This is a genomic window from Schaalia sp. HMT-172 (genome assembly GCF_030644365.1).
Classification (GTDB): Bacteria; Actinomycetota; Actinomycetes; order Actinomycetales; family Actinomycetaceae; genus Pauljensenia.
Map to the genome: position 1 here is coordinate 21,193 of NZ_CP130058.1, position 26,458 is coordinate 47,650.

The 26,458-nt window shown below is 68.9% G+C and carries 21 protein-coding genes, 1 tRNA gene and 1 pseudogene; 14 read left to right on the plus strand and 9 right to left on the minus strand.

Features of this window, described 5'->3' with window-relative positions; translation table 11 throughout:
- Window positions 1-28: 28 nt before the first annotated feature.
- The 3 genes from rarD to QU663_RS00095 all read right to left on the minus strand — a co-directional run bounded on the left by rarD (window position 29) and on the right by QU663_RS00095 (window position 4,078).
- Window positions 29-979 carry an EamA family transporter RarD gene (gene rarD, locus QU663_RS00085; protein WP_021611405.1) on the minus strand — a complete coding sequence of 317 codons (951 nt, stop codon included), beginning with the start codon at window positions 977-979 and terminating at the stop codon, window positions 29-31.
- Between the two features lie 175 nt (window positions 980-1,154).
- Entirely contained in the window at window positions 1,155-2,714 is a 1,560-nt protein-coding gene (locus tag QU663_RS00090) for a hypothetical protein (protein WP_304990597.1), read from the minus strand.
- Window positions 2,715-2,755: 41 nt separating this feature from the next.
- Window positions 2,756-4,078 carry a glutamyl-tRNA reductase gene (locus QU663_RS00095; protein ID WP_304990598.1) on the minus strand — a complete coding sequence of 441 codons (1,323 nt, stop codon included), beginning with the start codon at window positions 4,076-4,078 and terminating at the stop codon, window positions 2,756-2,758.
- A gap of 241 nt (window positions 4,079-4,319) precedes the next feature.
- Here QU663_RS00095 and hemE point away from each other — a divergent pair, with 241 nt between their 5' ends.
- Genes hemE through QU663_RS00125 form a run of 6 tightly spaced genes read left to right on the plus strand, consistent with a single transcriptional unit; the run spans window position 4,320 to window position 11,233 of the window.
- The gene (hemE, locus tag QU663_RS00100; RefSeq protein WP_021611609.1) at window positions 4,320-5,417 is read left to right on the plus strand and encodes a uroporphyrinogen decarboxylase; all 1,098 of its coding nucleotides are present in this window, start codon (window positions 4,320-4,322) and stop codon (window positions 5,415-5,417) included.
- Window positions 5,414-6,880 carry an NAD(P)/FAD-dependent oxidoreductase gene (locus QU663_RS00105; RefSeq protein ID WP_304990599.1) on the plus strand — a complete coding sequence of 489 codons (1,467 nt, stop codon included), beginning with the start codon at window positions 5,414-5,416 and terminating at the stop codon, window positions 6,878-6,880. Before hemE ends, QU663_RS00105 begins: the two co-directional genes overlap by 4 nt.
- The gene (gene hemC, locus QU663_RS00110; protein WP_304990600.1) at window positions 6,877-7,956 is read left to right on the plus strand and encodes a hydroxymethylbilane synthase; all 1,080 of its coding nucleotides are present in this window, start codon (window positions 6,877-6,879) and stop codon (window positions 7,954-7,956) included. Before QU663_RS00105 ends, hemC begins: the two co-directional genes overlap by 4 nt.
- Before the next feature lie 11 nt (window positions 7,957-7,967).
- Window positions 7,968-8,774, plus strand: coding sequence for a uroporphyrinogen-III synthase (locus QU663_RS00115; RefSeq protein WP_304990601.1), 807 nt, complete (start codon window positions 7,968-7,970; stop codon window positions 8,772-8,774).
- Entirely contained in the window at window positions 8,771-9,802 is a 1,032-nt protein-coding gene (gene hemB, locus QU663_RS00120) for a porphobilinogen synthase (protein ID WP_021611256.1), read from the plus strand. The genes QU663_RS00115 and hemB overlap by 4 nt, the downstream gene beginning before the upstream one ends.
- A gap of 45 nt (window positions 9,803-9,847) precedes the next feature.
- Window positions 9,848-11,233 (plus strand): glutamate-1-semialdehyde 2,1-aminomutase, encoded by a 1,386-nt coding sequence (locus QU663_RS00125; protein ID WP_034480657.1) that lies wholly within the window; start codon window positions 9,848-9,850, stop codon window positions 11,231-11,233.
- A gap of 123 nt (window positions 11,234-11,356) precedes the next feature.
- On the opposite strand, the gene QU663_RS00130 is transcribed toward QU663_RS00125, so the two are convergent.
- The 6 genes from QU663_RS00130 to QU663_RS00155 all read right to left on the minus strand — a co-directional run bounded on the left by QU663_RS00130 (window position 11,357) and on the right by QU663_RS00155 (window position 17,180).
- Complete coding sequence (locus tag QU663_RS00130) at window positions 11,357-11,839, minus strand: hypothetical protein (protein ID WP_034480660.1); 483 nt, start codon at window positions 11,837-11,839, stop codon at window positions 11,357-11,359.
- 1,327 nt (window positions 11,840-13,166) lie between these two features.
- Complete coding sequence (locus QU663_RS00135) at window positions 13,167-13,385, minus strand: hypothetical protein (protein WP_021611262.1); 219 nt, start codon at window positions 13,383-13,385, stop codon at window positions 13,167-13,169.
- Between the two features lie 334 nt (window positions 13,386-13,719).
- A complete protein-coding gene (locus tag QU663_RS00140) occupies window positions 13,720-13,929 on the minus strand; it encodes a cold-shock protein (RefSeq protein ID WP_021611263.1) in 210 nt (69 codons plus the stop codon).
- 202 nt (window positions 13,930-14,131) lie between these two features.
- Window positions 14,132-14,932 carry an ABC transporter ATP-binding protein gene (locus QU663_RS00145; RefSeq protein ID WP_021611264.1) on the minus strand — a complete coding sequence of 267 codons (801 nt, stop codon included), beginning with the start codon at window positions 14,930-14,932 and terminating at the stop codon, window positions 14,132-14,134.
- Entirely contained in the window at window positions 14,929-15,957 is a 1,029-nt protein-coding gene (locus tag QU663_RS00150) for an iron ABC transporter permease (protein ID WP_021611265.1), read from the minus strand. Before QU663_RS00150 ends, QU663_RS00145 begins: the two co-directional genes overlap by 4 nt.
- Window positions 15,958-16,043: 86 nt before the next feature.
- Window positions 16,044-17,180 carry an ABC transporter substrate-binding protein gene (locus tag QU663_RS00155; protein ID WP_021611266.1) on the minus strand — a complete coding sequence of 379 codons (1,137 nt, stop codon included), beginning with the start codon at window positions 17,178-17,180 and terminating at the stop codon, window positions 16,044-16,046.
- A 245-nt stretch (window positions 17,181-17,425) separates the two neighbouring features.
- On the opposite strand from QU663_RS00155, the gene QU663_RS00160 reads away from it, so the two are divergent.
- The 8 genes and pseudogenes from QU663_RS00160 to QU663_RS00195 all read left to right on the plus strand — a co-directional run bounded on the left by QU663_RS00160 (window position 17,426) and on the right by QU663_RS00195 (window position 26,457).
- Window positions 17,426-18,358 (plus strand): 5'-nucleotidase, encoded by a 933-nt coding sequence (locus QU663_RS00160; protein ID WP_021611268.1) that lies wholly within the window; start codon window positions 17,426-17,428, stop codon window positions 18,356-18,358.
- A 73-nt stretch (window positions 18,359-18,431) separates the two neighbouring features.
- Window positions 18,432-20,639, plus strand: coding sequence for a DUF2232 domain-containing protein (locus QU663_RS00165; RefSeq protein ID WP_021611269.1), 2,208 nt, complete (start codon window positions 18,432-18,434; stop codon window positions 20,637-20,639).
- Window positions 20,636-21,547 carry an energy-coupling factor transporter transmembrane component T gene (locus QU663_RS00170; protein ID WP_198010201.1) on the plus strand — a complete coding sequence of 304 codons (912 nt, stop codon included), beginning with the start codon at window positions 20,636-20,638 and terminating at the stop codon, window positions 21,545-21,547. Before QU663_RS00165 ends, QU663_RS00170 begins: the two co-directional genes overlap by 4 nt.
- Window positions 21,548-21,671: 124 nt before the next feature.
- Window positions 21,672-21,755 (plus strand) — tRNA-Leu (locus QU663_RS00175).
- A 93-nt stretch (window positions 21,756-21,848) separates the two neighbouring features.
- Window positions 21,849-22,043: pseudogene (locus QU663_RS10605) on the plus strand (hypothetical protein); the annotation flags it as partial.
- Between the two features lie 88 nt (window positions 22,044-22,131).
- Complete coding sequence (locus QU663_RS00180) at window positions 22,132-22,500, plus strand: helix-turn-helix transcriptional regulator (RefSeq protein WP_003780589.1); 369 nt, start codon at window positions 22,132-22,134, stop codon at window positions 22,498-22,500.
- Window positions 22,497-24,401 (plus strand): cation-translocating P-type ATPase, encoded by a 1,905-nt coding sequence (locus QU663_RS00185; protein ID WP_021611272.1) that lies wholly within the window; start codon window positions 22,497-22,499, stop codon window positions 24,399-24,401. Before QU663_RS00180 ends, QU663_RS00185 begins: the two co-directional genes overlap by 4 nt.
- 589 nt (window positions 24,402-24,990) lie before the next feature.
- The gene (locus tag QU663_RS00195) at window positions 24,991-26,457 is read left to right on the plus strand and encodes a DASS family sodium-coupled anion symporter (protein ID WP_198010202.1); all 1,467 of its coding nucleotides are present in this window, start codon (window positions 24,991-24,993) and stop codon (window positions 26,455-26,457) included.
- Window position 26,458 lies beyond the last annotated feature (1 nt).

Consider the following 26,458-nt stretch of genomic DNA (forward strand, 5'->3'; position numbering starts at 1 on the left):
CGGCGTGCCCGGCGTGGCAGGCCTTGGCTCAGTCCCGGTGCGCGGCGCGCGCCAGGCGCTTGGCGCGAACCGAGGAGAGCAGCCAGTCAGCGCTCAGGCACGCCAACGCCACCCACACGACGCCCATCGCGATCCAGCGGAACATTGGCACGGCCTCGTGGAAGATGAACACGGCGACGAGGAGCTGCAGGGTGGGCCCCAGGTACTGCAGGAAACCCATCGTCCCCAGGGTCAGGCCCCTTGCCGCCGAGGCGAACATGATGAGCGGGATCATCGTCAGCGCACCCGCGCCCACCAGGAGGGCCAGGTGAAGGGGCCAGGACACCCCGGCCTCGTCGGTAGCGGCGATCGTGTGGAAGGACGTGGAGGACGTGGCCGCCAGGTACGCGTAGTAGCCCAGCAGGACGGGTGAGACCGCCGCCGTCTCGATCGCCATGCCCGCGAGCGGGTCGACGCGCGCGGCCACGTCCTTCTTGACCAGGGAGTACAGGCCGAACGTGAGGGCGAGCGTGAGGGAGACGATGGGGACCGAGCGCTGGCCGACGACCAGGATGACGACGGCGAGCACGCCGAGGGCCAGGGCGACCTTCTGGATCGGCGTGACGCGCTCGCGCAGCACGATGAGGCCCAGCGCAACCGTCACGAGGGGGTTGATGAAGTAGCCGACCGCCGCGTCCGTCGTGTGGCCGGCGAGGACCGCGTACACGTACACCGACCAGTTGACAACGACGAGCGCGCCCGCCACCGCCAGGCGCCACAGGGCTCCCCGGTCGGCGATCAGCGCGCGGATCTTCCCCAGTGAACCCGTTAGGGCGAGCGCGACCAGGCAGAAGAAGAGGCCCCACACCGCGCGGTGGACGATGACCTCGACGGCGCCGGCGGGGGAGAGCGTCGAGAAGTACAGGGGGAAGAAACCCCAGATCACGTAGCAGGAAACGCCGAGGGCGAGGGCGCGCGGTTCGTTCTTCTGGGTGCTCATTCTTCCAGTGTAAGGACCGACCTGGCAGCTTCGCGACGACGAGCGATGCCGATGAGACGGGCGCCGGCGCACGCCCGGGCCCCGGGTGGTGTCGGCCACGCGGCGCGCCCCCGGGCAGATACGCGAAGGGGGCGGGAACCCGTTGCGGATTCCCACCCCCCTGGCTACGGCTGCGTCACTTCATGTTCTTCGCGAAGTTCCAGCCGATGACCAGCAGCGCGCCGACGGGCTTGTTGTTCAGCGCGAGGTCACGCATCTCGTCCTTGGACACGTCGACGTCGTGGGAGCCGGTAGCAGACCACAGTCCGTCGATGGCCTGGTTGACCGCGTCGTCGCTGGCGGCCAGCAGGTTGAGGTTACCGATGGTGCGCACGAGTGACACGTGCCAGCCGTTGGCGTCCTCCACGGTGAACACTCCGAGGCGCTCGGGGTTGACGAGGCCTTCCGTGTAGTTGGTGGTCATCGTCTTGGTGGTCGTCCTGAATGTACGCGTGTCGGTGTCCGGGTAGGAGACCGTCAGCGAATCGCCGTTGAACTCGACCTTGTACTGGCCCATGGTGATGGACGTCGTGCCGAGGTTGACGATCGCGCCGCCCGAGACCTTCGTGGAGCTCAGGCCCCACGTCACCTGCACGCCGCTGCCGCCCATGCCGGACGCGGAGTACCCGGACGAGGACGATCCGCCGCCGTAGACCGCCGCGACGCGGCGCTCGGGCAGGTCGAGGTAGCGGTAGACGTCCTCGCTGCCGATGCTCCCTCCGTTACGCAGGGCGTCGACCATGCCCGACACCGCCTCCTCGGGAGAGGAAGCGCCCTTGACGTCGGTGAAGTTCGCGGAGTAGTTCGGCTGAGCCGAACCGGTTCCCAGGAACTGCTCGGCGACCGTCATGTAGCCGGACAGGTACCACTTGCCGTCTTCCTTCACGGAGACGAGCGTGAGCTTGTTGTTCGGGAAATTCTTCAGGACGTTACCGGAGGAGACCGGGTTGTTCTGGATTTCCTGCTTCATCTTGTCGAAGGCCTGCGACTCGTTGGCCGTCAGGTCCGAGCCCTTGGCCTCCTTGTAGTGCTCGCGGATCTTGTCGGCGAGTTCCGGCTTGATCTCAACGTCACCCTCCCACTTCGTGATGGTGATGAGTGCCACCTGATCGGACTTGGTGTCGACCGTGTACTCCATCTCGGACTTCTTGATGTCGATCTGGTCGACGTAGTCCTTGAGGGCCTTCAGGTCCATCAGCTTGGACCAATCGGTGCCGCCGTTGTGCTTGTAGTCCTTTTGCCAGGCCGTCGCAGCGTTGAGCTCCTCGGGCGACGCGGCGCCCGCCAACGACACGAGAGAGTTCTTCGCGAAAGCGGAATCGATGCCCTGTGCCAGGGCATCGGGGCTCTTGTAGCCGCCACCACCCAAGCGGCTGAGCGCGAAGGCGCCGCCACCGACGACAACCAGGACGGCAACGACGATGACGGAGATGATGGCCGCCATCTTTCCGCGGCTCTTCTTCTCGCCGGGTGCGGGCACCTGGCCCTGGAACTGACCGTTGGGGCCGGGCGCGGGGACCTGGCCCTGGAACTGACCGTTGGGGCCGGGCGCGGGGACTTGGCCCTGGAACTGACCGTTGGGGCCGGGCACGGGTGCCTGGCCCTGGAACTGGGGGTTGTAGGCGCCCTGCTGGGGCACCTGGCCCTGGAACTGACCGTTGGGGCCGGGCTGGCCACCGTAGTTCGGGGTGGACATCGTTAATACCTTTCACCGTTGGGAGTGAACGTTGCAGTATTTCACTTTTGAAATAAATTGGCAACTTTCGGTGTGACAGTGTGAGGGTGGAACCCGTGACTATCGGGCGAGAAAGCGTGCGCGCCAGCATTGTCGCAGCAGGCCAGGGTGGCCTCGTCGATGCCGAGGACCACGCCGAGGGCCTCCAGGTAGCGTTCCTGCTGGCTCTCCTCGCCTGCCCGGCGCGCCATGACGGTCGGGTTATGGATGAGGCGCGCGGCCAGGTGGCGCAGCGCCCGCGCGGCGTCGTCGGTCGACAGGGGGGCGTCGCCGAGGCGGTTGATCTCCTCCTCGACGATGCGGAAGACGCGCGAGCGCAGGTGCCGAACGACCGGGTCCATGGATCGGGCGCCGAGGCCTCGCTCGAAGGAGGAGACCTCCTCGTCGATGATGGCGCGGGCGTGATTCAGCGCGTCGGCATCCGCGGCCGGGACCGAGGCCTGGATGGTCGGCAGGTCGATAAGCGTCACGTTCGGGAGCGAGCCGACGGAGTTGTCGGTGTCGCGCATGAGGGCCAGGTCCAGGACGACGGTGTGCCCGGAGGCGGCGGCCATGTCGCGGGTCAGGATGGGGCTTCCCAGTCCCCGGCACGTCACGACCAGGTCGGCGCGCGTCAGGGCGGTGGTAAGGTCGGTGCCGTCAACCCAGCCGATGCCTCGTCCCTCGGCGAATTCGCGGGCGCGCCCCGACGTCGAGTAGACGGACACGTCGGATGCGCGAAGCGCGTCCAGGGCGCTGACGGTCGCCCCCGCGTAGGCGCCCGTGCCGACGATGAGCACGCGCGTGGCCTCCCACCGCCCCAGGTGAGCCGCAGCCATGTCGAGGCCGACGGCGACGACCGAACGGCCCGCCCCGGCCAGTCCGGTCTCGGTGGCGACGCGGCGCGATGCGGCCGACGCCCGCTCGGCGGCGCGCCCCAGGTCGCAGCTGAGGGTCCCGTCCTCCCAGGCCGTGCGCGCGGCGCGGCGCATCTGCCCGGCGATCTCGCGCTCGCCGACGACCATTGATTCCAGCCCGGATGCCGTCGCAAACAGGTCGACGAGGCCGTCGCGGCCCCACAGGTGGCGCAGGCGCACGTCGGCGCGGGGACTGTGCGAGGCGGTGGCGAGCTCGCGCTCCACCGCGTCCTTGAGCGCGTGAGGGTCGGTCGAGGCCGGGGCGTCGACGTAGATGGTGACCCGATTGCAGGTGCGCAGGACCATGACTCCGCGGGCGTGCGGTAGCGATCGCATGAGCGTGGGGCCCAGGTCGGTCGCGCCGGAGAGCCTGGCGATGTCATCGAGGGGAGCGAAGCGGTGGTCCGCGGACAGCACATGAATAGTCACAACGCGTCCATTTAAGGGCACGCGGGTGGCGCGGGCAGTGCCCGCAGCCTATTTATGTTGGTGACGCCGTGTCATTTCGAAATGTCGGCTCAATAAATGGCTGTCTGCTGCGGATAAACCGGCATAAAGGCGCGTCAATCCGGGCATTTGTGGCGTGTGAGAAATTGTCTTGAACTAGACTGGAAAACGACGGAAATGCGCGAATTAACGCACGAAAACATCATTAAATTAAGGGAGACACATGACGACGCCCCCGCTGATCGCCGCCCTGACCGGGCGACGCGGGCCCACGCCCGTGTGGTTCATGCGTCAGGCCGGGCGCTCCCTGCCGGAGTACCGCCAGCTGCGCGCCGACGTCGGCCTGCCCATGCTCGAGGCCTGCCTGCGCCCCGACGTGGCCGCCGAGGCGACGGCGCAGCCCGTGCGACGCCACGGCGTGGACGCGGGCATCTTCTTTTCGGACATCATGGTCCCCCTGCGCCTGGCCGGGGTGGGCGTCGAGATTGAGCCGGGTGTCGGCCCGGTCCTCGATCGCCCCTATCGCACGCGCGAGAGCATCGACGAACTGGCGAGCCATCGCTATGGCGAGGGCTCCTGGACCGATTCGACCGGGCGTACGCGCGACTGCGGCGAGGGTGTCCAGTGTGTGCGCGACGGCGTCGCCGCGGCGGTCCGCGAGCTGGGGTCGACACCCCTCATTGGATTCGGCGGCGCCCCCTTCACCCTGGCCGCGTACATGGTCGAGGGGCGTCCCTCCCGCGATCACCTGGCGGCGCGCGCGCTCGCGGCGTCCGACCCGGGCGCATGGGACGCCCTCATGAGCTGGTGCGCGCGCGTGAGCGCCGACTTCATCACCTCTCAGGTCGAGGCGGGGGCCAGCGCCGCGCAGCTCTTCGACTCGTGGGTGGGCTCCCTCTCGCTTCGCACCTATCGCGAGTCCGTCGCGCCGTACTCGCGCATGGTTGCGCAGCGCGTCGCGGGCGCCGTCAGCCCGGTGACCGGCGAGCGCGCCCCGCTCATCCACTTCGGCACGGGCAGCGCTCCGATCCTGGCCGACATGGCCGAGGTCGGGGCCGACTGCGTGGGCGTCGACTGGAAGACGGACCTGGCGTGGGCCGTCGCCCAGGTGCCCGGAAAGGCCGTGCAGGGGAATTTGGACCCCGCACTGTTGCAGGCTCCGTGGCACGTTATCGAACACGCTGTTCGAGATATTCTCGATGCCGGGCGCTCCGCCCCCGGCCACGTCTTTAACCTCGGGCACGGCGTGCCGCCCACGACCGACCCCGATGTCCTGACGCGCATCGTCGAGCTGGTCCGCGAGCTGGGAGGCTCCCGATGAGCCCCCGCTCGGCCACCCCCACCCACCCCGGCGCGGTCGTCGTCGGCGGAGGCATCGCCGGCCTCGTCGCCGCCTGGGAGCTGGCCCGCGCGGGCACGCGCCCCCTCCTCATCGAGGCGCGCGGATACCTGGGAGGCCTCATCGCTCGTGGCACGGTCGGTGGCGCGAGCGTGGACCTGGGCGCGGAGACATACGTCGTGCGAGGCACCGACACCTCGTCGATCGTCGAGGCCCTGGGGCTGACCTCGGTCGAGCCCGCCGGCTCGGGCGCCCGCCTGTACGCCCCCGCCCTGCGCGGTGGATGGGAGCTGCGGCCCTTCCTGCGCGATTCATTCCTGGGTATCCCGGCCCACCCGGGCGCGCCGGACTGCGTGCGCGTGCTCGGCGAGGCCGGCGTGCGCCGCGCCCTGAAGGATCGCTCGATGGGCGGCGGCGTCGGCATGGACCAGGCCGGGGACACTCTGGCTGGTTTCGTGACCGCGCGCATGGGGCAGGACGTGCTGGAGCGCTCGGTGCGGCCGATCATCGCGGGCATCTACACCGCCGACCCCTCCATGCTGGCAACCGACACGGTCGCCCCCGGACTGCGGGCCGAGACCGCCCGCCACGGATCCCTGGCCGCTGCGGTCGCCGCGCGCCTGGCCGCCGCCGGATCACGACGCACCCCCGAAGCCTGCGTCGAGGGTGGCATGTTCGTCCTCGTCGACGCGCTGCGAGCCGCCATCGAGGAGGCCGGGGGAACCGTCCTGACCCGCACCGGCGCGTTCGCGATGACGCGCGCGGCCGCGGGATGGACCCTCGAGTGCGGGCCGACGGGGCCCGGGCCGACACCCGGAGCCGAACCCGTGCCGGCCGGCCCGGGCGTGAGCGTCACGACGGAGCGCCTCGTCCTCGCCTGCAGCGCCGGCGCCGCCCTGCGCCTGTTGACCCAGGCGCGCATCCCCGGCCTCGTGCCCGATGTGAGCGTTCCTGAGGGCGCGCCCATCGCGCGCCTCACCCTGGCCGTCCGCGCCCCCGAGCTGGACGACGCGCCAGTCTCCCAGGGCCTCCTGGTCGCGCCCGCCCCCGCTGACGAGCGACCCGTCGCGGCCAAGGCCCTGTCCCACCTCACCGTCAAGTGGCCCTGGCTCGCCGACCAGTGTGCGCCCCACACCCACCTGCTGCGCCTGTCATACGGGCGCCTCGGCGAGGCCGAACCCGCCGTCACCGTCGAGGGGGCGCTGCGCGACATCCGCACCCTCACCGGCGTGAACATCGCCCCCGAGGCCGTCACCGACCACCTGCTCGCCCGATGGAACGGCACGCTCCCGCCCCTGCCCCCCGAGTATCGCGCCCGCGTGAGAGTGCTCGAGGAGCAGGTGCGGCGCCTGGGCGGCGTGGCGCTCACGGGCGCCTGGGTCGCCGGAACAGGCATCGCTTCCGTCGTCACCCACGCCCGCGCGGGCGCGAAAGGACTGCTATGACCTGGCGGACAATCGTTCTGGGAACCAGGGGATCGCGCCTGGCGCTCGCCCAATCCACCACCGTCGCGCGGGCGATCGAAGAGGCCGGGGCTCGCCTCGGCGAGGACGTGCGCGTTCAGTTGGAGGTCGTGCGCACGCACGGCGACGTGTCCGCCGCGCCCCTGGCCGCGCTCGGAGGAGTCGGCGTGTTCGCGGCGCAGCTGCGGCTCGCCCTCCTTGGGGGAGAGTGCGACCTGGCCGTCCACTCCTTCAAGGACCTGCCCACCGCCCCCACGCCGGGCCTGCGCATCGCGGCCGTCCCGCAGCGCGAAGACCCCCGCGACGCCCTGTGCGCTGCCGACGGGGCGACACTGTCGGCGCTTCCCGAGGGCGCGCTCGTCGGCACGGGCTCACCCAGGCGCGCCGCCCAGGTGCTCGCCGCGCGCCCCGACCTGTTTGTCCGCGACCTGCGCGGCAACGTCCCGACGAGGCTCTCGCGCGTGCGCGGCATCGACCTGGGCGCCGACGCTGGCACCGCGCCCTCCGCCCTCGGCACGGGCGGTCGCCTCGACGCGGTCGTCCTCGCCCTTGCCGGGTTGCGACGCATCGGCCTCGACGCCCACGCCACCGACGTGCTCGACCCCACCATCATGATGCCCGCCCCCTCGCAGGGCGCCCTCGCCATCGAAACACGCGACGAGGAGGACCCCCTCCTGCACGCCCTCGTCGATGCGCTCAACGATTGGCCGACCGCGCTCGCGGCCGCCGCCGAGCGCGCCGTTTTGTCCACGCTGGGCGCGGGGTGCGCGGCGCCCGTGGGCGCGTTCGCCCGCGTGGACGAGGCCTCCTCGACCCTCCTGCTCGACGCGCGCGTGATGAGCGTCGACGGGCGCGAGAAGGTCGAGGCGAGCGGTGCGCTAGTGCTCACGGGCGCGGTTGGTCGTGGCGACGCTACGCCGGGCGAGGTCATGGCGGACGAGGCCGCGCCGGGCGAGGCCGCCCGCCTCGGAGCGGACGTGGCGCGCCAGCTGCTCGACGGCGGAGCCGCCGAGGTCACCGACCTGGGGGCGACGAAAGCGCCGAGGCAACCCTCGTGAACGAAGCCCCAGTGAGCGCCCCTCTCGTGAGCGCCCCGCTGTGCGAGCGGCGGATCCTCCTGACCCGCGCCAAGCCCGATGACGCGATCGCGCGCGCCCTGCGCCTCGCCGGGGCACACGTGGATGCGCTCGCCCTCACCGTCTCGACGCCGCTGGAGTCCGCGCGCCTCGACGCGGCCCGCGACCGGCTCGCGAACGGGGAGTACGCGTGGGTCGTGTTCTCCTCCTGGAGGGCCGCGCGGGCCGTCGTTTCCAGCCTTCCACGAGCGCGCTCCCTCGGCACGCGCATCGCCGCCGTCGGCGAGGCCACCGCCCGGTGGATCAGCGACCACGCGGGCGCGAGCGCCGACCTGACCGGCGCCGGGTCCGCCGCCGCGCTGCTCGAGTGCTTCCCTGCCCCGGCCTCCGGCGCGCGCCCGGTCCTCATCCCGCGGTCGGCGCTCGCCCCCGATACGCTGCCGGGCGGGCTGCGGGCGCTGGGCTGGAGCGTCGAGGCCATCGACGCATACACCACCGCTCCCGTCGCCGCCGACGATTGTGACGCCGATATCGCGGGGAATTTCCGCGCTGGACGTTACGACGCCGCGGTGCTCACCGCATCTTCCCAGGCGCGCGCCCTCCCCCCGCTCCTCGGGCTGCCGCCCCCCTCAACCCGGGTCGTGACCATCGGCGCACCTACCGCAGCCACCGCCAGGGGGCAGGGGATCGCGGTCTCGGCCCAGGCCTCGTCCCCCACACCCGATGCCATCGTCCGCGCCCTCGCCGACGCCCTGGCCCGCCCCACCCACTCCGACGCACCCGAAGAAAGAGACTCATGACCACCGTTCCCGAATCCGTCACCTCCTACCTCGCCGAGGCCGGGGTGGACTCCTCCCAGATCCCGACGATCCGCCCGCGCCGCCTGCGCTCGACCCCCGCAATGCGCGCCCTCGTGCGCGAAACCCACGTCGACCCCGCCAAGTTCATCTGGCCCGTCTTCGTGCGCGACGACATCGACGAACCCCGCGAGATCGCGGCCATGCCGGGCCAGTATCAGCACACGATCGACTCGCTGCGCCGGGCCGCCGCCGAGGCCGCCGACGCCGGCGTGGGCGCCATCGACCTGTTCGGCGTGCCCGCCCACCGCGACGCGATCGGCTCCCAGGCGTGGGCGGAGGACGGGATCCTCAACCGTGGCCTCGCCGCCGTGCGCGCCGAGGTCGGTGACGCCCTGGTCGTGTGCGCGGACACCTGCCTGGATGAGTTCACCGACCACGGGCACTGCGGCCTCCTCGACTCCGAGGGCGGCGTCGACAACGATGCGACCCTGCCGCTCTACCAGGCGATGGCGATTTCCCAGGCGCGCGCGGGCGCGCACATGGTCTCGCCCTCGGGCATGATGGACGGTCAGGTCGCCGCGATCCGCGCCGCCCTCGACCAGGCGGGATACGCGGACGTTGCGATCCTCGCCTACTCCGCGAAGTACGCGTCCGCCTACTTCGGGCCCTTCCGCGAGGCCGTCGGATCCACGCTCAAGGGCGACCGCCGCACCTACCAGCAGGATCCCGCGAACCGACGCGAGGGCCTCTTCGAGGCGCTGCTCGACGCGGCCGAGGGCGCCGACATGCTCATGGTCAAGCCCGCTGGACCCTACCTGGACGTGCTGGCGGACGTGGCCGCAGCGTCTGATATTCCCGTCGCCGCCTACCAGGTGTCCGGCGAGTACGCGATGGTCGAGGCTGCCGCCGCCAACGGGTGGATCGACCGCACGCGCGTCATCGACGAGTCCCTCACCGGCATCTTCCGGGCGGGAGCCGACTCCGTCCTCACCTACTGGGCGCTCGAGGTCGCCCGCCGGGCCCGCTGAGCGCGCGTACCATACCAACAACCCCTTTTTTCTGTGAAGGTAGCCGTGACCACTAACGAAACCGCATTCTCCCAAGCCAAATCCGTGATCCCCGGCGGCGTGGACTCGCCCGTGCGCGCCTTCGGCGGCGTCGGCGGCACCCCGCGCTTCATCGCGAGCGCGAGCGGTGCGCGCGTCACCGACGTCGAGGGGCGCTCCTACGTGGACCTGGTCGGGTCGTGGGGCCCGGCGCTGCTCGGCCACGCGCACCCCGAGGTGGTCGCCGCCGTCCAGGAGGCCGCCTCGCGCGGCCTGTCTTTTGGCGCACCCACCGAAACTGAGACGGCGCTGGCCAGCGCCGTGCGCGAGCGCGTGCCCTTCGCGCAGCGTGTCCGCTTCGTGTCGACGGGCACCGAGGCGACGATGACGGCGATCCGCCTGGCGCGCGGCGCCACCGGGCGCGACCTTATCGTGAAATTCGCCGGTAATTACCACGGCCATTCCGACGGCCTGCTCGCCGCCGCGGGTTCGGGCGTCGCCACCGGTGGCCTGCCCGGTTCTGCCGGCGTCCCCGAGGCCATCACCGCCCAGACGATTGTCCTGCCCTACAACGATGGTGATGCCCTGCGCGCGTGCTTCGAGCAGGTGGGTGACAGTATCGCCGCCGTCATCTGTGAGGGCGCCCCCGCCAACATGGGCACGGTCCCGCCTCACCCCGGCTGGAACCGAGAGATTCGCCGCCTGTGCACCGTGCACGGCGCGCTCATGATCCTCGACGAGGTCCTCACCGGCTTCCGCGTCGACCCCGCCGGCTGGTGGGGCCTCGAGGCTGTGGCCGGATGGGTGGACGGCGCGCCCGCGGGCCGCTACGGCGCCGGCTTCGTCGATTCCTCCTGCGTGGAGGGCGCCGACTGGGTGCCCGACCTGGTGACCTTCGGCAAGGTCGTGGGCGGCGGCATGCCCCTGGCTGCCGTTGCCGGACGCGCGGACGTCATGGACCTGCTGGCCCCCCTCGGCCCCGTCTACCAGGCGGGTACCCTGTCGGGCAACCCCCTGGCCACGGTGGCCGGCCTGCGTACCCTCGAACTGGCTGATCAGAGTGTGTACGACCGCGTCAACGCCTCGGCGCAGGAAATCAGCACGATCGTGTCGGACGCGCTCAGCGCTGCGGGCGTCGCCCACCGCGTCCAGCGCACGGGCTCGCTGTTCTCCGTCATGTTTGGCGAGGCCGCGGCCGCTTCGGGCGTGTACGACTACGATCAGGCGCGCGCACAAGAGTCGTGGCGCTACGCCCCGTTCTTCCACTCGTTCCTGTCCTCGGGCGTGGCCCTGCCGCCCTCGGTGTACGAGGTGTGGTTCGTGTCCGGCGCTCACGGAGAGGCGGAGCTGGAGGCTATCGCCGCCGCGGCTCCGGCCGCCGCGCAGGCTGCCGCTGCAGCTCAGCCCGAGTAGTCGACCGCGTCGCGGCGACCGTTCCGTGAACGGTTGAGGGGTGGGGATCCCGGTGGGTCCCCACCCCTCGTCTCTACCGTTGGTGGGTTGATTGCGAGTGCTGCTCGGTGGTGGTTGCTGGCGTCAGTGGCCTTGTTGTGCGAAGTTGTTCATCGTGAATGTGGGGTCTGGGTCAAAGCAGAATGTTGCTGTTCCTGGGTTGGGGGTGAACCAGACGATGTCTGAATGGGCTTCCTTGAGGGTGAAGGTGCCAACCCCCTCGACGGTGGCGCTGTCGCCTCGGTGAAGGTCTTTGGCCTGGCCGATTAAGTCGTAGTGGTCGTTGTCGCTGGTGGCGGATATTCCGAAGGAACCGATCTGGTGTCCCATGGAGACTTCCCCCCTACTTCCCATACGAACCTTTCGCCCGTCGGCGAGAACTCCGAGGAAAATGGATCGTTGCTTGTCGTATGGGGTGAGGTAGTACCTACCGGTGCAGGCCTCGCCTGTGGATTGTTCTTTCCAGGGCCAGGCGTAGGCGATGTGTGCGTAGGTCCAGGGGATGACGAACACCAGGACGAGGACGGCCGCGACGATGACGCGAATGCGTGCGCGTGTGATGGTCATGGCATCCTCCATGATGTCGTGGTCTTCCGACAGACTGTAGTGGGGTAGAACACAATATGCAAGCCTCCCCGTGGGGCTGGCGCGAGCGACAATGCTCGCGCAGAGACGCGCGCCTGCAGAGCAATAGAGTCACATGGCCGCAGGGGCTGAGGCCGAGGCGGGGAGACGGTGCTGTCAGGGCGTAAGGAGGCGCGACGGAAAAGAGAGGGTTAAAGGACAAAAGGTGTTGGTCGCGGCTAGGTCCCTGGCATCGTCGAGGGCGGTGTGCCTGTGCTAGGGCGCCCGCGCTGCAGCACCTCAGACAGGATCAATCCCATCGGGAGTATTGTAGCTGATCGGGAGTATTCAACCCGTTGGGGAAGATTCCACCCGATCAGAAGGGGGCTGAATCTTCCCGACCGGGCATTTCGCCTCATCGGCAACAAGCGTCGGTTCGGAGCTCGGCTAGGCCCTGCCGCAACACCTGTGGCCTACCCACAACCCACACGTTTTGCCCTGTAACCAACACGTTTCGTCCTATTGCGCCTATACCCAGTAATCTCGCACGTAATTCCCCTGCGGCTCCTTCAAACATTGAATTTGCATCGTTGGAATTGCAACGTTTTCGCATGGTCTCGAAAAATTACCGTCTTAAATTATGTGCGAAATTTGTCTGGGTCAGGCTTTCCACGCCCTCCGGCGCCGCGGCCAGGCCTGGTCTCAATGCCCGGCCGTGCTCACCGGCCCCTCCGGTCCTCCCGGGGAGTGCCGCATCTTTGGCGATGGGGGTTTTGCACCATTAGGAGCATCCTGTCGGCGTGTCGCCGGCGTGTCGCGGCTCTAATGGTGCAATTCCCCCCGTTTGGTGGTGGTGTGGTCACGGTTCGAGGTGGTGTCGCGCCCAAAGTGCAGACCACCTCGGCGACAAACGCCGACGATGGGCAGTCGTGGGCGAGGTCGTCTGCGTTGGCAGCGCAACGACGCCTGGCCTCGCGCGTCGCTCGCACATTCACCCCTGAGATGTGAGCGCGAATCTGCTATTGCGTGCGCTAACCGGCTATATCGCACGTAAACCCGCTATTCCGTGTGAACTGCACCCCTGACGCTGAGTGTCCGCACCCGGCCAAGCGTTCGCCCGCACGTTCGCCCGCACGCCGGGCATGTGGGGGTATTCATACCCCCACGATGAAACAACCGTCTTCAATGTTGATTTTCCCGCACCAGCAAGCCGAAAAGTCGCCACGAAGCCAACACGTTTTGTCCTTTAACCAAAAGAAAAAGCGTGACACCTTCGCGGTGTCACGCTGGCGGGGATGGGGCGCGTGAGACTTACGCGCCCCGCATAGGCTCAGGCGCGGGTGCGAGTGATCGAGAGGATCGCGGGGGAGACGATGAGGGCGGTCAGGGCGACGACGACGGCGAGAACCACCGAAGCGACGGAGCCGACCTGGAGGGCGGCGGCCATGCCGAGGCCCGCGAGAACGACGATGAGGGCGATCAGGACGGAAGCCGAGTTGGTGGCCTGGGACATGGTGGGGGCGGTTTCGGCCTTGACGATGTTGTTCATGGGGTTCTCCTTATGAGTGTCTTCGCACGGATGCGCGAAGCGCGCCCCGCACGCCAGCGTGTTGTGTGGGCCGGTGGGCCCGCGTCGCCCGGGTGGGCGACCGCATCAAAAAACGGGGCCGACTTGTGGTCGCCCCCGTTGGTGCACCACCAATTCTACGGTGAAGTAACCGCGCGGTCTATACCGCGCAAGCCCTTGTAAGCGACTGCACAGGCATCGTAAAAACTTGTTAAAAGGCTGTTTTCTCAAGGAGAGAATGATGTGCGAGACGAGCGGACAACGTGTCGCTTCATACAAGTGTGCCCGAGTGGGGAATCCACCCGGGCACACAGTGTCACGCGGCTCGTGCCACATTCATGGCTTGGAGGCCCTTCGGCCCCTCGATCGCCTCATATTCGACCCTCTCGCCCTCCAGAAGAGTGCGGCGCCCAGATTGGCCGACGATGTTTGAATAGTGCACGAAGACGTCGCCGGACTCGTCATCAGGAGTAATGAATCCGAAGCCTTTGGCGTCGTTGAACCACTTGATGGTCCCGGTAGCCATGGGCCCTCCTTCGTGTTCGCCCCAACGCTGGGGCACCGGTCGGTCCCGCCTGCGGAGACCGACGCGATCCCGCCCGCGCGCCCCGGCGTCTCTCACACACCCGCGCACAGCGTGTGGAATCACACTCTTACGGTACCGCACTTGTTCACAAAATGTGTCTGACCTGCGAAAACGTGATGAAGTAGTTGTCGGTGTGGCGGTGCTACTTGTCTGCGCTCAGGCGAACTGGGACGATCGCCTGCACGTCCTCTCCCTCGAAGGCCACGCTTCCAATCGCCACGTCCACCCCGAAGATGCGAGCGAGGGTGTCCGCGTTCATGACGGAGGAGGCGGGGCCGACCACGGCCTCGTGCGTGGAGGAGAAGAGCGCGACCTGGTCCGCGACGCGCAGGGCATGCGCCGGGTAGTGCGTGTTCATGATGACGGCGAGGCCCCGATCCCTCACGAGGCGCTCGAGGAGTCCCAGGACGATCAGCTGGTTGCGGAAATCCAGACCCGTCTCCGGCTCGTCGAGTACGAGGACACGCGGGTCGGCAACCAGTGCCCGGGCGATGAGGATCATCTGGAACTGGCCGCCAGACATGGTCGCGCAGGGCATGTTGGCCAGGTGGGCGGCGCCCACCTCGTCGAGGACGTCGCGGGCCATGCGCTCCTCGCGGGCTCCCGGCTGGGCGAGGGTACGCATGTGGGGGGCGCGCCCGACCATCACCATCTCAAGGCCGGTGAGCGCCACGTTGGAAGCGTTGCGTGCCTGCGGAACGTAGGACAGGACGCGGCCCAGCGCCCGGGTCGACATCGACGAAATGGGGGTGCCGTCGATGAGCGTGCGGCCGCTGTCCCACTTCTGCAGGCCAATCATGGTGCGCAGCAGCGTCGTCTTGCCGGCGCCGTTGGGCCCCAGGATCGCCAGGAGCGAGCGCTCGGGCACCTCGAAGGACACGTTCGTCAGAATCGGGGAGGGGGCGCCCGGATAGGTGAAGGTCGCATTCTCGACGCTGATCATCGCGCGCCTCCCGTCCGGCGCAGCAGCACGATAAAGAAGGGCGCGCCGATGATAGCCGTCAGGATCGAAATGGGGATCTCCGAGGCCGACAGGGAACGCGCGAGCGTATCAATGACGATCATGAGCGCCGACCCGAGCAGCAGCGACACGGGGATGACCGCGCGATTGTTCTGTCCGCACAGCATGCGCGCGCAGTGCGGTACGAGCAGGCCGACCCAGCCGACCTGGCCGCACATCGAAATGACCGAGGCCGTGATGACCGTCGAAGCGACGATGAGGACGGCTCGCATGAGGGAGACGTTGACGCCGGCTGAGCGGGCCTCGTCCTCTGAGAGGGAGAGGATGTTGAGCTGCCAGCGCAGCGCCACGATGACGACGACGCCCGCGATGATGAAGGGCGCGCCCAGCGCGATCTGGTGGTAGGTGACCGCGGCGAGCGAGCCCATCAGCCAGTAGGTGATCTCGGGGAGCTGGCTCGTGGGGTCGGCGGTGAGCTTGAGGAGCGAGAGGACCGCATTCGCCAGGGCGGAGACGATGACGCCGCCGAGCACCAGCGTGATGACGTTGAAAGAACCCGTGCGCGTGCGTGAAATCGCCGTCGTAAACGCCATCGTCGCCAGGCCCGCGACGAGCGCCGCGGCCTGCACTCCGATCAGGTTCCAGTCCAGCAGCAGGGCGATGACCGCGCCGACGCACGTGCCCGCCGCGACGCCCAGGGTGTCCGGCGTGGCCAGGGGGTTAGAGAACAGCGACTGGAACGAGGCGCCGGCAACCGACAGCCCCCCGCCGATCAGGATGGCCACGATGATGCGCGGCGCCCGCAGGTCAAAGACGACTGAGTTGACGCGCGGGGGCACCGGCGCTCCTCCCCAGAACCTCGCGCGTAGCGCCGCGACCACGTCCTCCAGGGACACGGAAAAACGGCCGATCAGCATGGCTGCCGCCGCGCACACAACAATGAGGACGACCAGCGTGGGGACCACCCACATGCGCAGCCGCCCATTCCTGGTCAACACAGACGTCATGATGTCCTCTCCCCGACGCTTACCGGGCGTCTCACGCACAAGGTGCCCCGGCCTCGTCGATAGGGAGACGAGGCCGGGGACAGGTATCAGGACGCGGTGTCCGGGTTGACGATGCGCCGGGCCTGCTCGTCCGTGAGCGTGAAGTTGTACATCTTCTGGTAGTAGTCCTTCGTCATGGCTACGAGGTCAACGTCGGAGAACTGATCCGGGTACAGGGACGCGCCGAGCCAGTTGGCGACGATGGGGGCATCCGGGTTGGGGGTGAACCAGTTCCACATGCCCAGGCCGGTGGAGTAGACGCGTCCGGACTTCACGGCGCTGAGGGTCGAGAAGTCCACGCCCTGCACCGAGTTCGTCAGGACGGAGTTCGCCGTCATGTTCGACATGCCCTTGCCGGTGACGAGGAGGACCTGGGGATCCCACGTGAGAACCTGCTCGAAGGTGACGGGCGTGTGCGAGGTGTCCGTGTCGCGCGAGACGTTCGTGTAGTTCAGCGAGTCGGCCCATTCGTTGGTGAACCAGCCGTCCTTGCCGCCCGCGACCGCGAGCTGTCCGTCGGCCGCGCCCATGAGCACCATCGTCGAGACCTTCTGGTCCTCGGGGACTTTCGCGGTGCGCGCGCGGGCGTCGGCGACCAGGTCCTTGCCGAGCGCGATCTTGTCGGCCATGTGGCCGTCCTCGTTGAAGACGTCCTCGAGGAGCTCCATCCACTCCGTGTACGTCTCCGACGGGTTCCCCATTGTCGTGAAGCCGACGGCCGGGATGCCGGCCTTGCGGAACATTTCGCCGTGTTCCTTGTTGAAGGCGTTGTAGAAGACGACGTCGACGTTCAGGTTGAGCAGGGCCTCGGCGTTGAGTTCGCCCTTGTCGTAGTAGCTGGTGTCCACCTGCATCATCTCGGGTGCCATCTCGGCGGCGATCGTCTGGCTCATGGCCGTGACTCGGGCGGCGCTCATGCCCACCAGGTAGGGGGCCTTGCCGTCAAAGTAGGCCAGGTAGGTGGATTCGATCGGGATCTGGTCGATGGCGACGCGGGTGATCTTCTCAGGCAGGACGACCTCGTTGCCCGCGTGGTCGGTGATCGTGCGCGTGGACGAGGCCGTGGCCTCCTGGGTGGTTTGCTCCGACTGGGCGGTGGTGGAGCCGGACCCGCCCGCGCAGGCGGTGAGGGCCAGGATGGCGGTGGCCAGGATGGCGGTCAGGGTGGCGAGACGGGTCTTCATCGCGTCCTCTCATGTGTTGTGGATTATGAGGGGAATACTACACAAAATAAGGTGTCCCTCACAAGGGTAAGTGCGGCGTTATGACACGGTGTTTTTTCCTTGGTTTCTCGCGGGTGCTGTCGGTGCGCGAGAGGCGGCCACGGCCTCGTCGATCGTCTTGCGGGGGAGAGGACGCAGATGTGCATGCCCCCGCGTAGCCTGACGGTGTCGGGCGAGGGGTCCGGCATGAGCGGAAGGAGTGGCAGATGGGTGACACGCTTGACCTGGAGCGAGCCCTCGTTATCGGGGTCGCGTCCAGCGCCCTGTTCGACCTGGCGGAGTCGGACGCGGTGTTCCGCGAGCAGGGGGAAGAGCGGTATCGGGAGTATCAGCGCGAGCACCTCGACGACGTGCTCGAACCGGGCGTCGCCTTCCCCTTCATCCGGCGCCTCCTGGCCCTGAACGACCTGTCGGATCGCGAGCGCCTGGTGGAGGTCGTCATCCTCTCGCGCAACGACCCTGAGACGGGGATGCGCGTCATGCGTTCTGTCGCGCGTCACGGCCTGGACATCACGCGCGCGATCTTCATGCAGGGCCGCGCTCCGTATCGCTTCATGGAGCCGCTGCGCATGTCCCTGTTCCTCTCCGCGAACGAGGCCGACGTGCGTGAGGCGATCAGCCTGGGGTTCGCCGCGGGCTACGTCGTGGGGCGCGCCGTGGCGGACGACGGGGACGCCGACCTGCGCATCGCCTTCGACTTCGACGGCGTCCTGGCCGACGATTCGGCCGAACGCGTGTACCAGAGCGAGGGGCTGGACGGGTATCAGGAGAGCGAGAGCGCTCTGGCCGAGGTCCCTCTCTCCCGTGGTCCGATGGCCGATTTCCTGGAGAAGATCAACCGGATTCAGCGGATCGAGGAGTCGAAAAGTGCGGGTGATCCGCGGGGTTATCGGCGTCGGGTGCATGTCGCCGTCGTGACCGCCCGGAGCGCCCCCGCTCACGAGCGCGCGATTAATTCGATCCGAGGGTGGGGCCTGCGCGTCAACGACGCTTTCTTCCTGGGCGGCCTCCCGAAGGGCCCCATGCTGGAAGTGTTGCAGCCGCACATCTTCTTCGACGATCAGCGCCGACACGTGGACGGCGCCTCCTCCTCGACGCCGAGCGTCCACATTCCCTTCGGTGAACTTAACGGGCAGTAGCGCCCACAGCGTAAGCCGACCTGTATCGGCCCGGCGCTCGCAGATGTGGGCGGGGCCTGGAACACTAGACACCATGAGCTCACACGCGCGCGACGCCCGCCGCCTCACCCCCGTTGAGGTGGCGACCGCCGGCGCGCTCTCCGGCCTGGCCGTCACCTTCGGTCTCATCGCCGCCGTCACCCCCGTCTTCCAGCTCCTCTTCCAAGTCGCCACGGCCGTCCCCCTCGCCATGGCCTCCCTCAAGCTGCGCCCCCGCGCCTCCGTCGCCGCCTTCGCCTCCACCGTCCTGCTCGCCATCGCCGTCGGCGGATTCGCCACCGCTGGGCGCTCCTTCCAGGCAGCCCTCATCGGCCTCGTCATCGGACACCTCCACAAGAAAAGCGCCTCCTGGGCGGCCGTCAGCGCGGTCGCCGCCGGCCTCGGCGTCATCTGGGGGGTGGGCACGGGACTCGCCTTCCTCGTCCTGGCCGACCTGCGCACCCTCGGGCTCGAGAGCATCCGCAAGAGCCTCGACGGGCTCCTCACCCTCATCGCGTACATCCCCCACACCGGAGGTCTCGTCGAGGCTGGACATCAGCTCGGCCAATGGTTCGTCGACTGGTGGTGGGTGTGGATCCCCATCACCCGATTCGTCGGCGTCGCCTTCCTGGTCCTCGCCGCCCGATGGCTCCTCGGCGCGATCCTGCGCCGCATCACGCTCGACCCCGGGTGGGACCCGCTCCTGGATGCCCCCACGGCCGCCGCTGACAGCGACGACGAGGCCACGGCCTCGTCCCCCCTGCCCCTGACCCTCACCGACGCTGCCTTCACCTACCCGGGCGCCGACCACCCCGCCCTGAGCGGCGTCACCCTCACCCTCGAGCGCCCCGAATACACCGTCGTCGTCGGACACAACGGGTCGGGCAAATCCACCCTCGCCCTCCTCCTCGCGGGCGCCACGCCCGGCGTCGGCACCCGAACCGGCGGCGGCATGCTCGGCGCGGTCGGCGGCACCGCGCTGGTCGGACAGCGCTCCGAGCTCCTGGTCCTCGGCCAAAACGTCGCCGAAGACGTCACCTGGGGAATGAGCGAACGCGACGTGGCGGCCCTCGACGTGGACGCTCTGCTCGAGCGCGTCGGCCTGGCCGGCCTCGCCGACGCCGACCCGCGATCACTCTCCGGCGGCCAGCTCCAACGACTCGCGCTCGCGGGTGCCCTCGCCCGCTCGCCGCGCCTGCTCATCTCCGACGAATCCACCGCCATGATCGACCGAGACGGGCGCGCCGACATGCTCGACCTGCTCGCCTCTCTGCCCAACACCGGCATCGCCGTCGTTCACATCACGCACGACCCCGCCGAAGCTGCGCGCGCCGACCGCGTCATCACGATTCGTAGCGGCCGCATCCTCTCGGACACGCGCGCCGCCCCCAGCCCCACCCCCACCGACCAGGCCGTGGCCGGCCCCGCCCAGTGGCACACCTCCCCGGAAACCCCCAGGGACACAAGCCGACTGGAAGGTGGGACCGACCGGGAGGGTGGGACCGGTGGAGTGACCCCGGCCTCGTTCCTCAACGCCGACGGCGAGCGCATCTGGGGCTCCCCCAGCCTCATCAACACCGAACACCTCTGGGCGGACCGCGTCGCACACACCTACGACCTGGGCACCCCGTGGGAAAAGCCCGTCCTGCGCGACGTCAGCCTCATCCTCGAACCCGGGCAGGCGATGCTCATCACCGGCGACAACGGCTCCGGTAAAACCACGCTCTCGCGCGTCCTCACCGGGCTCCTCCTCCCCACGTGGGGAGCCGTCACCCTGGGGGGCAAACCCATGGAACGCCGGGTCGGCGACGTCGCCCTGTCCATGCAATTCGCGCGCCTCCAGCTTCAGCGCCCCTCCGTGCGCACCGACATCCTCGCCGCCGCCGGCCACGGCCCGCGCATCGGCAGTGGGGTCGGCCGCCGCAAGAACACCCTCAGCCGCGAGGAGGGTGACCGGATCGTCGAGCGGGCCATGAGCCTGGTCGGACTCGACCCCGCCCTGGCCTCGCGCGGTATCGACGACCTCTCCGGCGGGCAGATGCGCCGCGTTGCCCTGGCTGGTCTGCTCGCCTCCGACCCGCGCGTCCTCATCCTCGACGAACCCATGGCCGGTCTCGATGCGGCCTCGCGTGAGCTCCTCATCTCCGTCCTCGACGAGCGCCGCCGCGCCGGCCTGTCCATCCTCGTCATCTCCCACGACCTGGAGGGCATGGACGACCTGTGCGACACCCACCGACACCTGCGCGAGGGGGTGCTCGCGTGAACGACGCCCATTCCTCGTGCGGGGCCACCGGCCCCGGCGGCGGCGCCACCAACGGATGGTTTCCCACCGAGCCGACCGGCTTCGCGTCCGGAGACGGTCCCGGGACGGGCGGCGGACCCGCGCCGCGTCGCAAACCGCGGCGTACCGCCGGTTTTGCCCTGCCTAGGCCCCTGCCGTGGTCAACCATCCTCGGGCGCGCCTGGCCCGGCACGCTCATCGCGTGCTGGACGGTGCTCACGACGTGCGTTATTCTCCAGCCGCGCTGGTCCACCCTCGCGATCGTCGGGGGCCTCCTCCTCGTTGCGTCGCTGATCATTCGCCTGCCCCTCAGCGTCGCACCGCGCCTGCCCCTGTGGATGGTCTCCGGTTTCGTCGGCGGCTGTATCGGCGCGTGGCTGGGTGACGGGCTCGAACTGTTCCTGCGCATCTCCGTCCTGGCCGTCATCGTCCTGTGGGGATCGGCCCTCATCGCCTGGGTGACGCCGACCGCCGCGCTCGCGGGCGCGCTCCGATTCTTCCTGACGCCGCTGCGTCTGCTGGGCGCACCCGTCGACCAGTGGTCGCTCGTCATGGCCTCCGCCCTGCGCGGGCTGCCGATGCTGCGCGACCAGGCGCAGGCCGTGCTCGACACGGCCAAGCTGCGCCTCGGCCAGGACGTCGCGACCCTGTCCCTGCGCGGGTACGCGCGCCTGAGCGTCGACGTTATCACCGCGATTCTGTCCGCGACGTCGCGTGGGGCGGCCGAGACGGGGCGCGCCATGTCGATGCGTGGCGCCCTCGAGGCATCCGATGGGGGTGGTGAACGGCGGCGAGGCCGTCGAGGCCGCCTCGGGTGGGTTGACGCCTGCGTCATCGCTGCGACCCTGTTGGGGGTCGCTGGCGTCGTTGCGTGCAGGTTGATGTCGTAGGCCGCGAGTCTCGTTCTTTGGCGTGATGACGCGGTTTTGTGACTCACATCGGCAAATGTGTGTCCTGGGTCATGGCGTGCTGATTTGACGCGGGGGCGTGCAAGCCCCTATTCTTTCTGGGTACGCGCGAGTGGCGGAATAGGCAGACGCGCACGGTTCAGGTCCGTGTTCCAGTGATGGAGTGGGGGTTCAACTCCCCCCTCGCGCACGATGAAACCGCAGATTCTTTGAGGGTCTGCGGTTTTCGTTTTCCCTGATTGTGGCGGCGGTGTCATCGTACCGATTTTCTCATGTTGCTTGTGGTCCCACGGGTGTTCAGTGGGTGCTGGACGTGGACGGGAGCGTGTGGCTCGGCATCGGCCGGTGGCTCGTGGTCGGCGCTGGCCTCGCCGGGGCCGGCTACGGGCTCTTCGCGTCCGTCCGCTGGGTTGCGGGTCTCGTGGAGACCTGGAAGGGCCGCGGGATGCCGAAGTTGCCCTGCTGGCGCAAGAGGTGATCGCGCCTACCGAGGGCAAGCGCGCGCAGCGCGTGCGGCAGCCGCGACAACTGGACATTAGGTCAGCGGCTGCTGTATAGTTCAGTGCATGCTGACCATTGCTTCGCGTCTCGACGTCATGAACCGGCTCGGCCGGGCCATGGCCGACCCGACGCGCTCCCGCATCCTGATGTCCCTGCTCGACAGCCCGAGCCACCCCGCGGTGCTCTCGCGCGAGCTGGGACTGACCCGCTCGAACGTGTCCAACCACCTGACCTGCCTGCGCGACTGCGGGATCGTGGTCGCCGAGCCCGAGGGCCGCCAGACTCGCTACGAGATCGCCGACCCGCACCTGGCCGCGGCGCTGACGGCACTGGTCGATGTGACCCTCGCCGTGGACGAGAGCGCGCCGTGCATCGACCCGGCCTGCTCGGTGCCGGGCTGCTGCGCCGCGAGCAGTTCGGGGGACGCCTCGTGAGCGCCGCCTGCGGCTGCGACGAGCCGACGACCAGCCCCGCGGACGAGGCAGAGGAGGCAGAGCGCCCGTGGTGGCGTGATCCCGGCCTGGTCGTGCCGATCCTCTCCGGCGTCGCGTTCGGCACCGGCCTGGCGCTGGAGTGGTCAGGGCTGCACATCGCGGCGCTGGTCGCGTTCTGGGCGGGCCTGCTGCTGGGCGCGTACACGTTCGTGCCCGGTGCGATCCGGAATCTCGTTGTGAAGCGCAAGCTCGGGATCGCGCTGCTGATGACGATCAGCGCCGTGGGCGCGGTGATCCTCGGCTACGTCGAGGAGGCGGCCGCGCTGGCATTCCTCTTCTCGATCGCCGAGGCCCTGGAGGACAAGGCGATGGACCGCGCCCGCGGCGGGCTGCGTGCGCTGCTGAAGCTCGTGCCGGAGACCGCGACCGTGCTGCGCGACGGGACCTCCGCCTCGGTCCCGGCCAGGGAGATCGCCGTCGGCGACGTGCTGCTGGTCCGCCCTGGCGAGCGGGTCGCGACCGATGGGCTGGTCCGCTCGGGCCGGTCGAGCCTGGACACTTCGGCGATCACCGGTGAATCGATCCCGGTCGAGGTCGCGCCCGGAGAAGCGGTGTCGGCGGGCGCGATCAACAGCGCCGGCGTGCTGGAGGTCGAGGCGACCGCCGCGGGCACCGACAACTCGCTGACCACGATCGTGGAGCTGGTAGAGCAGGCCCAGGCCGAGAAGGGCGACCGAGCCCGGATCGCTGACCGGATCGCCCGCCCGCTGGTGCCCGGCGTGATGATCCTCGCCGTCCTCGTCGGCGTGCTCGGGTCCCTGCTCGGTGACCCGGAGACCTGGATCACCCGCGCCCTGGTCGTCCTCGTCGCGGCCAGCCCCTGCGCGCTGGCGATCGCGGTGCCCGTCACCGTGGTCTCCGCGATCGGCGCGGCGACCAAGTTCGGCGTCGTCATCAAGAGCGGGGCCGCCTTCGAGCGCCTCGGCGGCATCCGGCACCTGGCCGTGGACAAGACCGGCACTCTGACCCGCAACCGGCCCGAGGTAACCGCTATCGTCGCCACCCATGGGTTCGACGATGCGCAGGTACTTGCTTGGGCTGCCGCCGTGGAGCAGCACTCGACGCACCCACTCGCCGCCGCCATCGCCGCCGCGGGCCGGGGAACCCCCGCCGCGCAGGACGTGGCCGAGGAGGCCGGGCACGGCATCGGTGGCCTGGTCGACGGCCGCAGGGTGGCGGTGGGCAGTCCGCGCTGGATCGACGCCGGTCCGCTCAAGGCTCGGGTCGAGGACCTGGAGGCCGAGGGGCAGACCTGCGTGCTCGTCACCGTCGACGGCTTCCTGGCCGGGGCGATCGGCGTCCGCGACGAGCTGCGCCCCGAGGTCCCCGAGGTCGTGCGGACCCTGCGCGACCAGAGCGTCGAGGTGAGCATGCTCACCGGCGACAACTCCCGCACCGCTGCTGCGCTGGCGAAGCTGGCCGGGATCGGCGACGTGCACGCCGAGCTGCGTCCCGAGGACAAGGCTCGCATCGTCGCCGGGTTCTCGGAGACGTCGCCGACCGCGATGATCGGCGACGGCATCAACGACGCGCCCGCCCTGGCCGGGGCGACCGTGGGCATCGCGATGGGCGCGACCGGCTCCGACGCCGCGATCGAGTCCGCCGACGTCGCCTTCACCGGCCACGACCTCGGCCTCATCCCGCAGGCTCTGCGCCACGCCCGCCGCGGCGGCAGGATCATCAACCAGAACATAGTTCTGTCCTTGGCGATCATCACTGTGCTGCTGCCGCTGGCGATCACCGGCGTGCTCGGCCTGGCAGCGGTCGTCCTCGTGCACGAGGTCGCCGAAGTCGTCGTCATCGCCAACGGACTGCGGGCTGCGCGTGCCCGCAAGCAATAGGTGTTCCGTCCAACGCCATAACTCAGACATGCGCTACGAGAACCCCCTCTATCTCGCCGAGGAGGCCGCAGCCCTGGACCTGATCGCCGACGGCCACACCGCCCTCGACGCTCATCAAGCAGCTGAGCCAGGATCGCGCCCTTGCGGAGGCCGACACCCTCCTGCTGACGATCCCCAACCAGCTGGGATTCGAGGAGAACTGGTCGATCATCCGCAACTTCGCCGAGTATGTGGCCCCCGCGCTCGGGTGGGAGCCGGCGCATCCGGGCGTCCTCCCGACGGCTACGACATCGACGAGGCCGTGGCCGAGTAGGGGGTCACGGCACCGCGAGTGGGGCCCGTGCGCGGGGCGTGAGACCTGGGCCTGTGCGCGGGGCGGCGGGAACATAGCTGCATGATTGTCGCGGTGTTGAGCTGTCACAAGCGTGACTGAGTGTATGAGCCTGACGGGACGCAGACCTGTTGACGGTGGCGGCGTCAAGCCGGGGCGAGCAGTCGCGCCCACTCCGCTCGCCCGGTTTCACTTTTTGTGTGTGCTGGCCTACACTAATTGGACAGTATCCACGCAAGACGACGAGGTCTCTTCGTAATGGCTCGACGCTCCAAGGGCGCGGTGTCAATCAACCCGCGCTCCGCTCAGAATATGTCCACCCGGCCGGCAGATTTCTCCAAGAAAAAGCAGAAGGTAAGTCCGGTCAAGGCTTTCGGCGCCATTGGTGCGCTTGCCTGCATCGTGGCGTCCCTGTTTATTCAGCTGCCGGGACTGGATGTGTCAGGCACCCGCATGTTCGGTATTTTCCTGGCGGCGATCCTGCTGTGGGTGACGGAGGCGGTGCCCCTGGCGGGCACGGCGGTCCTCGTCATTTTCCTGGAGGTCCTCTTCATCTCGGACCACGCGCTGCTGAGCGTGGGTGAGGGAGCCCCGGCGTACACGAAGTTCTTCGGGGCCTTGGCCAACCCGGTGATCATCCTGTTCTTGGGCGGCTTCATGGTCGCGGACGGCGCCGCGAAGTACAAGCTGGACCGCGCCCTGTCGGCGGTCCTCCTCAAGCCCTTCATGGGCAAGCCGCGCCTGACGGTCATGGGCGTCATGCTGATCACCGCGATTATGAGTATGTTCATGTCGAACACGGCGACCACGGCGACGATGTTCGCCGTCATGATGCCCGTCATCATGGCCCTGCCCGAGGGCAAGGCGCGCACCGGCATCGCCCTGTCGATCCCCGTGGCCGCCAACGTCGGCGGCATGGGCACCCCCGTCGGTACGCCCCCGAACGCGATCGCCCTGGGCGCGCTGGAGAACGCGGGCGTGACGGTCACCTTCCTGCAGTGGATGCTCGCGGCCGTCCCGCTCATGCTGGTGCTCCTGGCCCTGTCGTGGGCGTTCATCGCGTGGCGCTACATCCCCTCCGACGCGACGTTCAACATTGACACGTCGGCGCGCTTCGAGAAGTCGCGCAGCGCGATCATCTTCTACTCGGTCGCGGGAGCGACGATCCTCCTGTGGATGACTGAGTCGCTGCACCACATTTCATCCAACGTCGTGGGCTTCCTGCCGGTCGTGGTCCTCCTGATGACGAAGGTGATGAGCGGGGATGACCTGCGTGCCCTGGACTGGCCGGTCCTGTGGCTGGTCGCGGGCGGTATCGCGCTGGGTTCGGGCGTGTCTGCCACCGGCCTCGACAAGTGGATGCTCGGCTCGATTCAGTGGGCCTCGATCCCCGGCGTCCTCCTGATCTTCGTGCTGGCCCTCGTGGGTTGGGTGACCTCGAACGTTATCTCGCACTCGGCGTCGGCGAACCTGCTGATCCCGATGGGCATGGGCTTGGCGGCCACGGTGTCCACGAGCGCCGCCGAAATCGCCATCGTCATTGCCCTGGGCTGCTCGCTGGGCATGTGCCTGCCGATCTCGACCCCGCCGAACGCGATCGCGTACTCGACGGGCACCACGCCGACCCGCGAGATGGCGATCGTCGGCATCGTGGTGGGCGTCGTGGGCATCATCCTCCTGGCGTTCGTCGCGCCGCTGACGTGGGGATTCATCGGGGTGATGTGAC

What these genes read in the sequence shown, in the direction of transcription:
- QU663_RS00145 (WP_021611264.1), bottom strand. Translation starts at nt 14,932, where the DNA reads ATGATCAGCGTCGAGAATGCGACCTTCACCTATCCGGGCGCCCCCTCC.
- hemC (WP_304990600.1), top strand. Translation starts at nt 6,877, where the DNA reads ATGACCTGGCGGACAATCGTTCTGGGAACCAGGGGATCGCGCCTGGCG.
- QU663_RS00140 (WP_021611263.1), bottom strand. Translation starts at nt 13,929, where the DNA reads ATGGCTACCGGGACCATCAAGTGGTTCAACGACGCCAAAGGCTTCGGA.
- hemE (WP_021611609.1), top strand. Translation starts at nt 4,320, where the DNA reads ATGACGACGCCCCCGCTGATCGCCGCCCTGACCGGGCGACGCGGGCCC.
- QU663_RS00150 (WP_021611265.1), bottom strand. Translation starts at nt 15,957, where the DNA reads ATGACGTCTGTGTTGACCAGGAATGGGCGGCTGCGCATGTGGGTGGTC.
- QU663_RS00155 (WP_021611266.1), bottom strand. Translation starts at nt 17,180, where the DNA reads ATGAAGACCCGTCTCGCCACCCTGACCGCCATCCTGGCCACCGCCATC.
- QU663_RS00160 (WP_021611268.1), top strand. Translation starts at nt 17,426, where the DNA reads ATGGGTGACACGCTTGACCTGGAGCGAGCCCTCGTTATCGGGGTCGCG.
- QU663_RS00130 (WP_034480660.1), bottom strand. Translation starts at nt 11,839, where the DNA reads ATGACCATCACACGCGCACGCATTCGCGTCATCGTCGCGGCCGTCCTC.
- QU663_RS00105 (WP_304990599.1), top strand. Translation starts at nt 5,414, where the DNA reads ATGAGCCCCCGCTCGGCCACCCCCACCCACCCCGGCGCGGTCGTCGTC.
- QU663_RS00195 (WP_198010202.1), top strand. Translation starts at nt 24,991, where the DNA reads ATGGCTCGACGCTCCAAGGGCGCGGTGTCAATCAACCCGCGCTCCGCT.
- QU663_RS00090 (WP_304990597.1), bottom strand. Translation starts at nt 2,714, where the DNA reads ATGTCCACCCCGAACTACGGTGGCCAGCCCGGCCCCAACGGTCAGTTC.
- rarD (WP_021611405.1), bottom strand. Translation starts at nt 979, where the DNA reads ATGAGCACCCAGAAGAACGAACCGCGCGCCCTCGCCCTCGGCGTTTCC.
- QU663_RS00165 (WP_021611269.1), top strand. Translation starts at nt 18,432, where the DNA reads ATGAGCTCACACGCGCGCGACGCCCGCCGCCTCACCCCCGTTGAGGTG.
- hemB (WP_021611256.1), top strand. Translation starts at nt 8,771, where the DNA reads ATGACCACCGTTCCCGAATCCGTCACCTCCTACCTCGCCGAGGCCGGG.
- QU663_RS00180 (WP_003780589.1), top strand. Translation starts at nt 22,132, where the DNA reads ATGCTGACCATTGCTTCGCGTCTCGACGTCATGAACCGGCTCGGCCGG.
- QU663_RS00135 (WP_021611262.1), bottom strand. Translation starts at nt 13,385, where the DNA reads ATGAACAACATCGTCAAGGCCGAAACCGCCCCCACCATGTCCCAGGCC.